The organism is Desulfomonilaceae bacterium (assembly GCA_041662605.1).
Lineage (GTDB): Bacteria > Desulfobacterota > Desulfomonilia > Desulfomonilales > Desulfomonilaceae > CAJBEZ01.
Genome location: JBAZSD010000006.1, coordinates 126,389 through 139,705 on the forward strand (window position 1 = coordinate 126,389; position 13,317 = coordinate 139,705).

General features: G+C 45.0%; 13 protein-coding genes and 1 tRNA gene. 6 read left to right on the forward strand and 8 right to left on the reverse strand.

The annotated features are described in order from the left end of the window. Positions 1–27 precede the first annotated feature (27 nt). The 4 genes from WC647_07165 to WC647_07180 all read right to left on the reverse strand — a co-directional run bounded on the left by WC647_07165 (position 28) and on the right by WC647_07180 (position 3,356). Positions 28–103, reverse strand: a tRNA-Ala gene (locus WC647_07165). Between the two features lie 51 nt (positions 104–154). Then, positions 155–1,036: a LysM domain-containing protein gene (locus tag WC647_07170; protein ID MFA6222078.1), complete on the reverse strand. Its 882-nt coding sequence runs from the start codon at positions 1,034–1,036 to the stop codon at positions 155–157. A 35-nt stretch (positions 1,037–1,071) separates the two neighbouring features. Next, positions 1,072–1,683, reverse strand: coding sequence for a CvpA family protein (locus WC647_07175; GenBank protein ID MFA6222079.1), 612 nt, complete (start codon positions 1,681–1,683; stop codon positions 1,072–1,074). Positions 1,684–2,069: 386 nt separating this feature from the next. Then, positions 2,070–3,356: a tetratricopeptide repeat protein gene (locus tag WC647_07180; GenBank protein MFA6222080.1), complete on the reverse strand. Its 1,287-nt coding sequence runs from the start codon at positions 3,354–3,356 to the stop codon at positions 2,070–2,072. Between the two features lie 347 nt (positions 3,357–3,703). On the opposite strand from WC647_07180, the gene WC647_07185 reads away from it, so the two are divergent. Both WC647_07185 and WC647_07190 read left to right on the forward strand, forming a co-directional pair. Beyond that, on the forward strand, positions 3,704–4,387 hold the full coding sequence (locus WC647_07185) for a hypothetical protein (protein ID MFA6222081.1): 684 nt from the start codon (positions 3,704–3,706) through the stop codon (positions 4,385–4,387). A gap of 344 nt (positions 4,388–4,731) precedes the next feature. Beyond that, positions 4,732–7,185 (forward strand): PAS domain S-box protein, encoded by a 2,454-nt coding sequence (locus tag WC647_07190; GenBank protein MFA6222082.1) that lies wholly within the window; start codon positions 4,732–4,734, stop codon positions 7,183–7,185. Between the two features lie 150 nt (positions 7,186–7,335). Here the strand turns inward: WC647_07190 and WC647_07195 are convergent, their stop codons facing one another. Beyond that, entirely contained in the window at positions 7,336–7,473 is a 138-nt protein-coding gene (locus WC647_07195) for a hypothetical protein (GenBank protein ID MFA6222083.1), read from the reverse strand. A gap of 177 nt (positions 7,474–7,650) precedes the next feature. Between WC647_07195 and WC647_07200 the strand changes: the two genes are divergently transcribed. From WC647_07200 to WC647_07210, 3 genes are all read left to right on the forward strand, one after another. After that, complete coding sequence (locus WC647_07200; GenBank protein MFA6222084.1) at positions 7,651–8,124, forward strand: Hsp20/alpha crystallin family protein; 474 nt, start codon at positions 7,651–7,653, stop codon at positions 8,122–8,124. A 111-nt stretch (positions 8,125–8,235) separates the two neighbouring features. Continuing rightward, positions 8,236–8,697, forward strand: coding sequence for an Hsp20/alpha crystallin family protein (locus WC647_07205; protein MFA6222085.1), 462 nt, complete (start codon positions 8,236–8,238; stop codon positions 8,695–8,697). 26 nt (positions 8,698–8,723) lie between these two features. Continuing rightward, positions 8,724–9,125 (forward strand): Hsp20/alpha crystallin family protein, encoded by a 402-nt coding sequence (locus WC647_07210; GenBank protein MFA6222086.1) that lies wholly within the window; start codon positions 8,724–8,726, stop codon positions 9,123–9,125. Positions 9,126–9,191: 66 nt separating this feature from the next. Here the strand turns inward: WC647_07210 and WC647_07215 are convergent, their stop codons facing one another. Continuing rightward, positions 9,192–10,661: a S1 RNA-binding domain-containing protein gene (locus tag WC647_07215; GenBank protein ID MFA6222087.1), complete on the reverse strand. Its 1,470-nt coding sequence runs from the start codon at positions 10,659–10,661 to the stop codon at positions 9,192–9,194. Between the two features lie 252 nt (positions 10,662–10,913). Here WC647_07215 and WC647_07220 point away from each other — a divergent pair, with 252 nt between their 5' ends. After that, the gene (locus tag WC647_07220; GenBank protein ID MFA6222088.1) at positions 10,914–11,972 is read left to right on the forward strand and encodes a hypothetical protein; all 1,059 of its coding nucleotides are present in this window, start codon (positions 10,914–10,916) and stop codon (positions 11,970–11,972) included. 15 nt (positions 11,973–11,987) lie between these two features. Here WC647_07220 and nikR read toward each other — a convergent pair whose 3' ends face one another. Then, a complete protein-coding gene (nikR, locus tag WC647_07225) occupies positions 11,988–12,407 on the reverse strand; it encodes a nickel-responsive transcriptional regulator NikR (GenBank protein MFA6222089.1) in 420 nt (139 codons plus the stop codon). A gap of 193 nt (positions 12,408–12,600) precedes the next feature. Continuing rightward, complete coding sequence (locus WC647_07230) at positions 12,601–13,041, reverse strand: metalloregulator ArsR/SmtB family transcription factor (GenBank protein ID MFA6222090.1); 441 nt, start codon at positions 13,039–13,041, stop codon at positions 12,601–12,603. Between the last annotated feature and the right edge of the window lie 276 nt (positions 13,042–13,317).

The window sequence follows — 13,317 nt, forward strand, 5'->3', positions numbered from 1 at the left end:
TTAATTTTTGAAATAATTTATCTTTTATGGTGGAGCTGGACGGGATCGAACCGACGACCTCTTGAATGCCATTCAAGCGCTCTCCCAACTGAGCTACAGCCCCGGGTAATCTCTAACTATATAATTTACTCACAAACTCATGTCAAGAACATTGTCAGCCATCTATGTTCAGTGTAAACCCGAGCACTTCGGCCGGATCACTTATTCGAAGAAGACGCAGAGGTGGATCCGACTTTATTTCACCCTCCTTGACCCTGTGCATCACATCTTCTATATCCTCCACTTTTATTGTGGGCTTGGTCTTCAGGTCTTCAAGTTCAGCGATCTTTCGTAGCGACAGAAAAACATAAAGCATGTCGCCGGCGTTCTTGGGATTGTACGCAATCCCGGTCTTTCCAATTGGTATAATCACGGGATCATACGCCGTCACCTTGCCAGAGTCCCTCATTAACGGCTCGGGGTTTTTGTTACGCTTGCCTTTTTTCAGTTGGGCAGGGAACAATATCGCGACACCTTTGACCCCTTTTCTGAAAATATAAAGATTACCGTTCACGTTTGTTTCAAACCGCAACCTATATTGATCGCCCTTCTTAAATGGGGCCCCAAAGTTTTCCGGCTCGGAGAAATCTTTGGCTCCTTTGGACTTTATCATGATCTGGCTACTTACCCCTATTATGGGGTAAGGAATAACCACTTTCTCCCCTGGATTGACGCTGTTAGGCGATGACAGCTTGTTGTACGTCGCCAACCCGCCAGCCAAAGAGGGATTGCCCATCATGCTCTCTGCAATACCGTCCAAGGTCTCACCCTCTTTGACGGTAACAGTCGTTGTCTCCGGATCGTTGCCATCTTTTTTAGGACTTTGTAGCTCCGACCATGGGAAACTCTTGAAGTATTCGCTTTTCATCGTAAGAGGAGGTTTGACCTCTTCGATAGGAGGCAAAGGAGGAGGTTCATCCTTCTTCTGGAAGTAGGCGCACCCCGTAAATAGAGCAAACACCACTGCAATTACTGAAAACGAGAGGAATCGGTTCATGAAATCCTCCTGGAAAAGGTGACCGACTTCAAAATTTATCTTCGTCCTGGGTCAGGAGCATTCCCGGGCGTCATAAGCTGCGCTCCAAACCTAGGCGAGTCTTGCTGAGGACTTTCCTGCGAAGCCCTCCACCTTAATATCATTGCGTTAACTTGGTTCCTTGTCTCTTGCGGCACATAAGCCAACAACTTGTATGTCATGCCCTCAATCGGCATAGCCAACACTGAAGATTTAACCGCCTTCCACTCCGGAGCCGCTATTAATGCTATCTGCACAGAAGCTGCGGCGATCAATAGACCTGTCACAACGCCCATGGCCGACCCTAAAATTCGATCCAACCAGCCAAGTCGCGTGAAATCCAATATTGCTTCGAGTACACGCCTTATGACTACAAAAACCACCTGAGTTAGAACGAAAACAAGAACCATGGAGATTATGACTGATATCTGCGGATTAAGAGACGATATCTTAGTAAGCTGGTACTGAACCAAAGGATAGTATGCCGTCGCCGCCCAGACACCTACGGCCAGGCCCGTTAACGCAGTGAGGGACCTAACAAACCCCTTCCAAAAACCAAGGATGAATGTGATCAGAACAGTAGCAAGAATGAAAATGTCTATGGGATTGCTAGCTTCTAAAAAACTCATTTCCGCTCACAATGGAAACCTTGACCGATATGAAGTCTCTTGAACTGTCAACTTACACACTGAAAACGACGAGATGAATACGGCAATGGATAGCGATCGACGTCTTGGAGCCCAGTTATGTCCAAACTCTGAGCTGTATCCGTCATCTCTTCTATTATTAAGTGATAAATTTGTCAATAATAATCGGTATATTTTTAATAAAACATAAATTACTAATTTAACTAATTGAGATTAGTGTTTTGATTAAATAGTAATGATTACAAGTCTAGCTCCCAACATAGATCTCAATATTGCAATACCGAGACTCAAAACAAAAAGTAAATAGTTTCGACCCCGTTTTAATTCTCAAAATCAATATCTTCAGATCTTCAATATTATCTCTCTTTTCATCTACGTCGCGGATTGTTCGTAGACCCAGAATATTTTCCCTCTGAAATCTTACCGGATTCAGGTTCATTCGTAGGCTCATTCGCCACACCCTGATTCGTCAAAGTCGTAATCTTTTGATTGATGATTTCCTTGGCCTTTTCATCGTTTGTCAAATTCAAAGCTTGCTTATAATCGTCCGCAGCTTTTAGGTTGTCCCCTTTGGCAAGATATACAAGAGCCCGATTCTCAAAAAAGGAAGGGTTAGAAGCGTCGAGGGATATTGCCTTGGAGTAATCTTCCAACGCTCGTTCCAAGTTACCGGTTTCATGAAATAAAAGACCGCGATTGTTGTAACATACCGCATCCGCAGGATTCATGGTCAAGGACCTGTCATAGTCTTCAATCGCTTTTTCAGGCTTTTTCAATTTATAGTAGGTGTCCCCACGAACCCTAAATATCTCTTCCTTTCCAGGTTCAATTTCCAGGGCTCTATTGAAATCCTCGATCGCTTTTTGATATTGACCCAATTTGTAGTATGTCAACCCTCTGTCTCTCAGGATTTTTACGTTGCTCGGATCAACCTTGAGACCTGTGTTCCAAAAAATCAGCGCCTGCTTCGCGTTGCCGAGTCGGTAGTCTTCCAGTCCTTGATTGTATAACTCAGTGACATATTTGATCCTCAAATGATCAATTTTTTTATCTACTTCCCCTGAATCCCCTTTCTTGGCTAAGGTGGCTTTCAGTTTCAGATAAACGTCCAGAGCCTTTTCATAATCTTTTTTCGATTCGTATACTTCCGCTAGAGCCTTTTGAGGAATGACATTATTCTTGTTAATGGCAATGGCTTCTTTCAGATACTTGATGGCCTTGTCAGAATCCCCCTTCTCTTTATAAATGAGCCCGATTGTCGCAAAAATAGCTGGGTCTTTCTTCCTTTTACGCGCCACCGATTCCAGATCCTCCAGGGCTAAATCATAGTCCCCTTTACGATATCGCGCGATGCCTCGATTAACCTGGGCAGGATAGTAGTCCGGCTTGATTTCCAAAGAATGAGTATAATCCTGAATCGCCTTGTCAAATTCGCCTTTGCGTTTGTAGGCCACCCCACGATTGTTGTACGCGTAATTGTCGACGGGATCTATTGTTAACGCCTTGGAGAAAAGATTGATGGCGTCGTCAAGTCTACCCTGCGCCAAAGCCTCGACCCCCTGATTGTAAGACTCAACGGCTTCTTCCTGAGCCCACGAAGTTTCAGCCATACAAATCAACGAAATTAAAATTAGTAAATACAATACCTTCTTCATGTCTTGTATAAACCTCTTAAATTTAAATGTTCGTATGAATTTAAATCTTTCAAGCTAACTACTTCATATCGCTTTTTATGCGGTCGCATACGTGCTCGTCATCTAACTTTTAACATTAATAATTACATAATTATCTCGTTAAAACAACATTATATCTTCTCTAAGTTAATTTTAACGTAATATTTTTATTTAACATACAACAATACATGTTTTTACTTGACAACTAAAATACCTCATGTTAAAGCCGCAAGTCATTCAAGCTCTTTAATGAGCTGAATTAAAACGCCTTCATTTTAGTCGTGCAATTAACCCACGACCCGAAGGACGTTAAAAAAGGAGGATCAGGTATGGCGCTAAGAGTTGTCGCTATCTTCGCGTTTCTCACCTCGCTCTTATTCTTAGTCTCAACAAACTCGGTAATTGCAGGGGGGCCACCTATGGAAGCCGCCCCATACTGCGCGCCGGCTCCGCAACAGTGCGCTCCGCCGACTTGTGGACCCATGGGTCCTTCGTCTCCATTCGGCATTTGTGGGGCAGTCCTCGGAGCATGCACCAACATCTGCGGAACGGTAATAGGAATTCCTTCCGCCATAATGGCGGGTATCCTGGCTCCAGCGCCTAGGATTCAACCATTTCGCCCCAACTATTGCGCTCCGCCGTGCCCGCCGCCGACTTGCGCTCCACCGACCTGCGGACCGGTAGCGCCTTGTGGCCCACCAATATGCGCTCCACCCGCGTGTTTTCCGACTGGGATTACAAAATGCAAACCTTCGCGCCAAACCTATATGAGGTATGGGGCCGTTTCTAACCCCTCGTTGCCGTATCCAGCGATGATGGCAATGCCTGCGACGGCCCAGCGCGACCTTAAACAAGATCTGCCGGGGGGCCTAAAGATTCTCGCTAGCATAATGGAAATACCGCTGATTATGGTGTCCGGCAGCCTGGTTTCGTCGCCTCAGGCCAGCCGCGTAATGGGACGCATAGCCACCTCTCGCGACGGCCAAATGTCCTTAACGGGCCAGTATTGGTAGCGAGTGGAGCGACAACTCGCCACCTGTTAGCGAGCGCAGAGGCGTCATTGTACTGATGATCACACTAAGCGTCGTCTGATGATTGAAAGACGAACTACTTGATATAACCCCATGGAGACCCGGCCAGGTCTTCATTAACCAAAACATTTTTCCTCCTTATCTTAGGGGACGTCCAACGTCCCCATTTTTTTTGACCAAGTTAAAAAGAATTAGTTCTGTCGTTCCGAACATACATTTCAGGAAATAAGTTGTTTTTTTAGAAATCCTCTCTTACAATTCGCTCGTCTTCTACTCAACCTCGGAACTGCTTTTTTGCCCTTCCTGCGCCACATAAGGGGGATTTCATGAGTTTGGAGCAAGATCCAAAAAAATACGTTTTACCGACCGCTATTGATAATCAAAACGTACATGACGACATTTGTGGACATGGATTCTCTTCTGAAGAATCATCCATTGGAAAATTGGGGCGCTCTTCTGAAGATAAACATCTTCAACAAAATGACAGCCTGAATGGCGAGTTGCTTGCAAGCATTTTAAACGCAACTACCGATGCCATCGTGGTCTATGACACCGATGGAAATGTTCAATATGTCAATGCCGCTTTCACATCGATTTTTGGTTGGACAATTCAAGAAATTGAGGGGAAGCGAATCCCCTACATGCCGGAGGCAGAGACCCCAGCGACGATGGCAGTCATAGAAAAGGTCGTTGGAGAGGGCCAACCTTGCTCTGATTTCGAAACAGTCAGACTGACGAAAGATGGTCGATTGCTAAACATGAGCATTAGCGCTTCATGTTTTCGGGATAAAACTGGTCGGACAGCCGGGATGATCGTAATTCTTCGGGACATTACGGATAACAAAAAAGCACAAAGAGAGAACCGCCTGATATCGGAAAGGCTCGATCTCGCGTTGAGAGGAGCTGATCTCGGTCTCTGGGACTGGAATATTAAGACGGGCTGTCTGACGCTCAGCGATCGAGCGGCTGAAATCCTAAATTACAGGCTTGACGAGATTCCCCAACAGATTGAAGGTTGGCGAAGACTGATTCATCCAGACGAACAGCCTAATGTGATTCGGTCTGTTGATGATCATCTGAACGGTTTGAGCGCAGCATTCAAGAATGAGTATAGGATGCTTTCCAAAGGAGGCTCCTGGGTCTGGATTTTGGACCGTGGGAAGGTTGTAGAATTTGACGAGAGAGGAAATCCTCTCCGTGCCGCGGGCACGGTTAACGATATAACGGACAGAAAAATGTCAGAGGATGCTCTAAAGCAATCAGAGAAAAATTGCCGAGCCATATTCAACGCTGTAGAAGATGCTGTCTTCATTCATGATATCTCATCCGGGAAGATCGTGGACGTCAATGACAGCTTCTCCCGATTATACGGTTATGACAGAGACGAGGCGTTGAACGCTGATATTTCCATGATCACAGAGGATGACTCTGGTTATGCCTCATCGAGAGCGCTGGATAAAATTCGCAAGGCGGCCGCGGGCCAGACCCAATGTTTTGAATGGCGGCCGCGGACTAAGACCGGGAATCTTTTTTGGGTGGAGGTGAGCCTCCGTAAGGTCAACCTGGGAGGAGGCCCCCAGGTATTAGCTTTGGTCCGCGACATATCGGAGAGAAAAAAGGCTGAAGAAATACTGTTGCACTCTGAATTGATTAAGGCAGTCGCCGAACTCGCTTCCGGTGTGGCTCACAATTTCAACAACCTGCTACAGAGGATTCTGGCCAGTGGCCAGTCCGCTTTGATCAAATTGGATCAAGGAGACTTGGCGTCCGCCTGTGGGCTTATAAATGAAATTACACACAATTCCAGAAACGGATCTGAAACTGTCAAACGGCTCCAGAGTTTTGCTCAAATACGATCGGACATAACTGAGGAATCGGACACAGTTTTTGATCTCTCAAAAGCCGTTCGAGACGCCCTAGATATGAGTGAACTTCTTTGTCGAACTCTCGCGGCCAAGAATGGGATTTACATAAGGACCAAGACTGACTTGACGGAAGATTTGATGATATCCGGACGATCCAATGATCTTTTCGAGGTCGCACTGAACCTATTCCGAAATGCTATTGAAGCCACGCCCCATGGAGGATTGGTTACGGTAAGGACTTATCCTCGCGACGGTTTTGCCATGTTGGAAGTTCAAGATACCGGAAATGGAATAGCGCCAGAGAATTTAGGGAAAATTTTTGATCCGTTCTTCACTACCAAAGGAATGCAGAGTACTGGAATGGGGCTTGCCGCAGCATATGGAATCGTCAATAGCCATGGAGGAACAGTTTCCGTAGATACCGAGGTTGATCGCGGATGCAAGTTCACGGTCTCGCTTCCGTTAGCATCGATAAAATCTGACAAGAATGGCGATGATTCTTCAGCGCAAAGCCTGGACTCTTCCCTTAGGATGCTAATAATAGATGATGATGAAACCCTGCTCTCTTTATTTCAGGACGCGCTAAACTCTCTCGGTCAACATGCTCGTACCGCTTCTTCAGGAGCTAACGCCTTGCAGATACTGGCCAAAGAAGGTTTTGACGTTATCACTTGTGACCTTGGGATGCCTCATATGAATGGATGGGAGGTTGGAAAAAGGATTAAGGCCATATTTGAAGACAAGGGAGAAAATAGGCCGGCTTTTATCCTTCTTACCGGATGGGGAGGACAAACTTCCGAGCGCGACAAAATTATAGAGTCCGGTGTAGACCTGGTAATAGAGAAGCCGATCGACATCATTGAGTTGATCGGTAAAGCTAATGATCTTGTTAAGAAAACCCGCTGTATCTTTTAAAAACAGATTATTCACAAATTAGCCTAGCTTAAACGCCTTTATCAAAGATTCCGCTAATCGTCGTTACTCAGTTCCGAGGCATTAATTGGCTTGACCAGGAATTCGTTTATGCCGGATTGATAGCGTCTATCTTTGCTACATTATACTGACTCAGTGGATCTGAGAGCGCTTTACAAACCTTTTCTCATTCTTCAATAGACGGATGAAGCTTACCGCGTCTTTGTCGATGCATTCGTCCGGGTCCGGAAAACCTAACATTTCGACCCAGCGCCTGTTTACCCGTTTCATCCTTCTTCCACCTATCTGCCTTTTTTTACCGGATAATAACCCAAAGAGACCTGGTCGGAAATACAGTTTCCCATGGGTCTTGACAACGTACAGCGCGTGATCATCTGTTAGTTGAGTTATGCAAAATTCGTCAATAGCGAAAGGTCATCTCATCGGTTCGAAAGGAGGACATTAACAATGCGTAGCCTTATTCCGTGGAGATGGAAGGAAAATCAGGTCGCTCCTGATAATACGCTGACCGAATTCAGGCGTGAGGTAGACGATCTTTTTAACCAATTTTTCGGATCATCAGGATGGTTGCCTGTCGCAAATTTGGGACGGGGCTTTACTCCAGTCTTGGATGTGTCCGAAACTGATGAAGATCTACTCATTAAGGCCGAGTTGCCCGGAGTGGACCCGAAAGAAATAGAAGTCAACCTCTCGGGAACCACACTCACAGTAAAGGGCGAGAAAAAGGAGGAGCGTGAAGAAAAGACAGAAAATATGCATCGAATCGAAAGATCATATGGTGGTTTTTCACGTTCCATTTCTTTGCCTTGCGAAGTCAAGGAAGACAAAATTGAGGCAAATTTCAAAAATGGAGTATTGAACCTGAAACTGCCCAAGGCAGAAACGAACAAGAAAAAAACAATAAAAATTGACGTAAAATAGTTTCCAATGGGGGGAGATTTTGAACTCTCTCCCCATCGGAAAAATATCTTAAGCAACGAATCGAAGATTCGTATAGGCATTAGCCCGACAAAATCATCAGGAGGTTTAGCAATGGCGCATTGGGAAATATATAGAGATCCATGGCTTAGTGAGTTCTCGAGACTTCAAAAGAATATGTCAAGTTTATTTTCTGAACTCAATGAAGGTTCCACGCCATCATCTGAGTTCTTATTTAGAAAGTCTCGTTTATTTCCACCAATAAATGTGCAGAAGCAGCAGGACAATTACAAAATTTCGGCTGAAATTCCGGGCGTAAAGAGTGATGAAATTGAATTGACCGTTCACGGAGACACTTTAACCATCAAAGGTGAAAGAAAACCTGATTCCAGCGAAGAAGGGGCGAGCTACCACCGTCGTGAGCGTTCACACGGAGCTTTTCAGCGGTGTATTAGTTTGCCGGAAAAAGTTGATTCCGAAAATATCGGCGCAACATATAAAAATGGTGTTTTGACTATCACTCTCCCATTGGACAAGATAGCGGGCCCGAGAAAAATTTCAGTTGCCACCGAATGAATCTACTGACTCGGAGGAAAATGAAAATGGCTGATCAAGAGATACAAGTTGTCGAGAAAAAAGAGCTTTCTCCAGAGGGCGGTGAATTAACAAGAAACGGGGTCTACTTCACCCCGGCTGTTGACATATTTGAGACCACACAGGAACTTACAGTTGTAGTCGATCTGCCGGGTATCAACCCGGAAGATGTGGAGGTCGATTTACGGGAGAGCGTATTAACTATCATAGGTGAGACACAACCCAATGTTTCGGAGGGCCAGGAATTGCTTACTGAATATAGAACTGGCGGATACTATAGAACATTTCGAGTCAATGATCTGATTGATCATTCCAAGATTGCCGCTTCCATGGCCGATGGTGTGCTTACACTTAAACTGCCGAAGTCTGGGAAAGCTACACCAAGAAAGATCCCTGTATCCGTAGAATAAAACATGATCCCCACGGGTTTACCGTGGGGATCATTCATACCGCATTTACGAACTTCAGTGGGGAGATTAATCTTTTTGCCCCAATTTTAACTTCAGTAACTCTCCAAATGTCCCAAACGATTTCTTGACGTTCCCTGATTTAAGGTATTCCTGTATATGGCTCAACTCATTTGTCCGTTCCAGCGCTTTAATACTCAAGGCAATCTTATTTGTCTCGGAATCTATGGAGATTATTTTTACATCTAACATCGACCCCAGAGGAAATTTTTTTCTTAGTTCTCTAGGGCTGAAATCCCCAATTTCAGCGTTTCTCAGCAATCCGGTCCTGCCTCCCGGCAAGTTCACAAACAACCCGTAATCTTTGACTGCCTGGATTTCCCCGTGGACAACACTTCCTTCAGTGATTTCATCGGGAGTATTTCCGGGTGCGAAATCCTGAACATCAGCAACCAGATCAAGGCCGAGCCTTTTTTCAGTAGGACTTATGGAAATAACTCTTACTTTTACAGATTCTCCCGGACTGAGCGTTTCACGCGGATGGTTTATCCTCCGGCCGCGGCCAAGGTTGGATATGTGAAGAAGTCCTTCAATTCCCGGCTCCAATTCTACGAATGCGCCAAAATTGGCAAGCCTTGTAACCGTCCCTACGGTCTCAAAACCTTCATGAAAACGAGAGCTAACTGTATCCCAAGGATTGTCCCGAGCCTGTTTGAGGCTTAATCCAATACGGCGTTTTTCCCAATCAATCGTTGTTATTTTGACTGAAATCTCTTCCCCTGACGTCAATACATCCGAGACGGATTCAACTCTACTCCATGCAAGTTCGGACATCGGCACAAGTCCTTCGATTCCACCAATATCCACAAACGCTCCGAATGGAGCTAACTTTCGAACTGTCCCGCTAACGATGTCCCCTACGTTAAGGGTTTTTTGAAGCTCTTCTACCTTTTTATTGCGCTCCTCCTCAAGAGTTTGGCGCCTCGACAACACTATATTGCGACCCTTTTCCGAGAACTCAGTAATTCTAAAAAAGAATTTCTTACCTATATAATCATCGGGCAATCCTCCAGATACGATATCAATCTGGGAATATGGGCAAAAGCACTGGCGGCCGAATACCAAAACACTGTAACCGCCTTTTTTCTCTTCCATTACTAGTCCCTCAACGGGAACCCCGCTTCGGTAAGCAGCGCGTACGGCGTCTTCCGACGCTGCCTGAGTCATCTTCACACTCAGCAGGATATCTCCGTCGCGTTGGGCGATGACGTAGGCAGTGATCGAGTCTCCGACTTTCAAGTCCAGAACTCGGTTCGAATCGAGAAGCTCTTGTTTTGAAATCGCTCCCTCTGTTTTGCCGCCTATGTCCACAAAAACCCACTCGTCTCCGATTGAGACAATATTTCCACTTATCTTCGCATCGTGCCTCAATGCGTCTTTATCTGCCCTATTTGACGCTTCAAAGAGCGCTGCGAAATCTTCTTCCTGGTCAACGTGTGGGCCGTTGGACGGTAAATCCGATTCCTTGGTATTAGCCATATTAATACAAGAGCCTTTCCATGTATCTTATAATGTTAGTATTTAACCTTTTTTCCGGTTCCTTGCAAGCACGCTCAGTTGATGTTATGCTTATTATCATTCACACCAATGTTCCGGAACTATTTAACCACAACCATAAGTCGGAGCACAAAGCGTATGCGCTGTGGTTCCGCTGTTTCAACGTGATTACATGGTTATCTAAATGGCGCCGGCAGTCAATGCTTAAAGACACCGTTCGCTGACGAGGCTCTCATGCCATTTCTCAGAAGAAATGAAATAGGATGGAATGAGAAATTCCGTCGTTGTGTCTACTTCTTCCTTCGTGACGAACTTGACGGTCTTCTTATAACCGAAGGGTTGATCAAATCATACAAAGCCTTTAAGGATTCAGGGGAAGAATATCCTTTCGTAGAAATGCGCGAACTCAAACCAAGAGCCCGTGTCAAAGGGGTGGAACACGCCAAGCACTCCCATTTCATATTAATTTTCAATGAGGGCGTAATTCCTAATGACTCAAGAATTCACATACGTTTTTTCGATTCAAATAAAGTAACCAAGGAAAATCTTGCCAATCTCGCAATCTTCGATCTGAAGGAACTCTTTAACCAAAAAATGAGATTTTTCGAAGATACGGCATTCCCTATATTGCTCAGGGATCTGCTCAAATCGGATTACGCTGTACTGTTGCAACAGGACCCCACAATCAAGACCAGATATAGATACGGGATCACTCATTTTCATGTAAGGGTCGATTGGCCCGTCGCTCAGGCTGCTGAAGATTTAGGGAGATACCTACGATACCTTTCCAAGGACCTTTATGAAAAAGGAGAAAAGACAGCGGATCTGATACAGCAGAAATTGTATGAGTTTTATGGGTTCCATCACTCAGTAGGCGGACGACGAACCGCCGCGCTTGTAGCGGCTCGATTCATGGCCAGATTTGACTTCATATCGACTGTCTACATTTGTTCTTGTGAATCGCGCACGTTGTTCAGGCTGGCTGAGCAGGGGATTTCTAAATATGTTCTGATAAAGTTGAGTAATGATGAGATAAAAGACCTTGCTCAAGAAACCAGAATGGATCAAAAGGATTTCGAGAGTTCGTATCTGATTGACAGGACACCAGATCACGGTGTGGGTATTTTTCTAGTGTCTTATGAATATAACGAACATTCCTCTCCCCCACCTGACGCAAAACTCCGGGAATTAAATCCGGACTATCAGTGGCTCAAAGTAGATTTCCAGTTGCTTGTTCCTCCACCATCAAGAGGCGATATCAGACCTGTGCATCTATCACGAGTCTATTCCTGATCGGACTGATGGAAGTCAATCGATCTCCGTCCCGGTAGTGGTCATCGTGATTTTGCCGTGTTTTACTCCTCGAGTGGATATCAGCAACTCAGCGGTTTTTCTGACCTGATCGGACTCCCCTCTGAGTATCAGCACTTCCAGACAATTGTGAGCGTCTAAATGGACATGTAGGGCAGAGATTATAAGGTTGTGGGTCCTATGCTGAATCTCGGTTAGTTTTTGAGCGAGATCGCTCTGCTCATGGTTGTAAACGACCGTCACCGTGCCAACCACCTCGGCGCCAGCTTGACTCCATTGGTCTTCCACCAAACGATCCCTGATAAGATCTCTTATAGCTTCTGATCGATTAGTGTAGCCTTTCTTGTTTATCAATTCGTCAAACTTTTCCAGCAGGTCATCCGGTATCGATACGCCAAACCTCACAAGCTCAGGCATTACTTATTCCTTTTTTTACGCGTAAACTTGACCACTCGTATCGCGAAACAATTTTAACTATATAGCATGGTCGAAGTGTTTTTCAAAAAAGAAACGTGGTCTGGAATTAGACGCCTGGTTGGGTGGAAAATCAGTTTTCAACAACTGACCGGATGAGGGAAAAGTGGCCAGGTCTCAGAGAATCGGAATATTGTCAATCTGGCGCTTCTTCCAAAGCCTTGACGCGATTCCTTTCTATATTATCAACAATGCACTTCGCCCATGTATCCGTTACACTATAAACCATCTCTAATCCCTGTCGGGACGACTGAATGATTCCGCGTGTCTTCAAATGAATAAGGTGCTGTGAAACAGTCGCTTGATGGAGTCCGAGACATTCCTGCATGTTTTTCACATTGCAGCCGCCTACCATCAAAAGTCCATAGACTATCTTCAAACGAATCGGGTGTCCCAGAGCTTTGAAAATTTCAGCTTCTCTGGAAAATTCCATTTTTTTTATAGCGTCAAACATGGCTTCTTTATGATTATCCCCGTACTGCTCCAGGCTATCATTATCAATATCCATAAATGAGGAATCGTCGTCCAGATTTGGTTCCAGGTCTTCACGGCCTGATTGTTCGTTGGCATGACTCATTTTAAACATCCAAAGATTTAATGATTTTCCAAGTTATTCCGTTCCTTGTGATTTCCGGCTCCTCGATTCACGGGAGAGCAACTAGGCGACATTCAAGTCGATACGCCCATCTTCGGAAGAAGCCATCGATTCAAAACGAACCAACCGACAAAAACACTAATTATTATGGCAAGTTCCATTAAAAACACCTATCTATTGAAAACGTTTCTGGATCCCTATATATTCAAATATCTAAATATAATATTTTTGTCAAGGAACTTTTATAATCTCCTGTCT

Excerpts from the sequence above, each read along its gene's own strand:
- WC647_07170 (MFA6222078.1), bottom strand. The coding sequence starts at position 1,036 with ATGAACCGATTCCTCTCGTTTTCAGTAATTGCAGTGGTGTTTGCTCTA.
- WC647_07175 (MFA6222079.1), bottom strand. The coding sequence starts at position 1,683 with ATGAGTTTTTTAGAAGCTAGCAATCCCATAGACATTTTCATTCTTGCT.
- WC647_07180 (MFA6222080.1), bottom strand. The coding sequence starts at position 3,356 with ATGAAGAAGGTATTGTATTTACTAATTTTAATTTCGTTGATTTGTATG.
- WC647_07185 (MFA6222081.1), top strand. The coding sequence starts at position 3,704 with ATGGCGCTAAGAGTTGTCGCTATCTTCGCGTTTCTCACCTCGCTCTTA.
- WC647_07190 (MFA6222082.1), top strand. The coding sequence starts at position 4,732 with ATGAGTTTGGAGCAAGATCCAAAAAAATACGTTTTACCGACCGCTATT.
- WC647_07195 (MFA6222083.1), bottom strand. The coding sequence starts at position 7,473 with ATGAAACGGGTAAACAGGCGCTGGGTCGAAATGTTAGGTTTTCCGGAC.
- WC647_07200 (MFA6222084.1), top strand. The coding sequence starts at position 7,651 with ATGCGTAGCCTTATTCCGTGGAGATGGAAGGAAAATCAGGTCGCTCCT.
- WC647_07205 (MFA6222085.1), top strand. The coding sequence starts at position 8,236 with ATGGCGCATTGGGAAATATATAGAGATCCATGGCTTAGTGAGTTCTCG.
- WC647_07210 (MFA6222086.1), top strand. The coding sequence starts at position 8,724 with ATGGCTGATCAAGAGATACAAGTTGTCGAGAAAAAAGAGCTTTCTCCA.
- WC647_07215 (MFA6222087.1), bottom strand. The coding sequence starts at position 10,661 with ATGGCTAATACCAAGGAATCGGATTTACCGTCCAACGGCCCACACGTT.
- WC647_07220 (MFA6222088.1), top strand. The coding sequence starts at position 10,914 with ATGCCATTTCTCAGAAGAAATGAAATAGGATGGAATGAGAAATTCCGT.
- nikR (MFA6222089.1), bottom strand. The coding sequence starts at position 12,407 with ATGCCTGAGCTTGTGAGGTTTGGCGTATCGATACCGGATGACCTGCTG.
- WC647_07230 (MFA6222090.1), bottom strand. The coding sequence starts at position 13,041 with ATGAGTCATGCCAACGAACAATCAGGCCGTGAAGACCTGGAACCAAAT.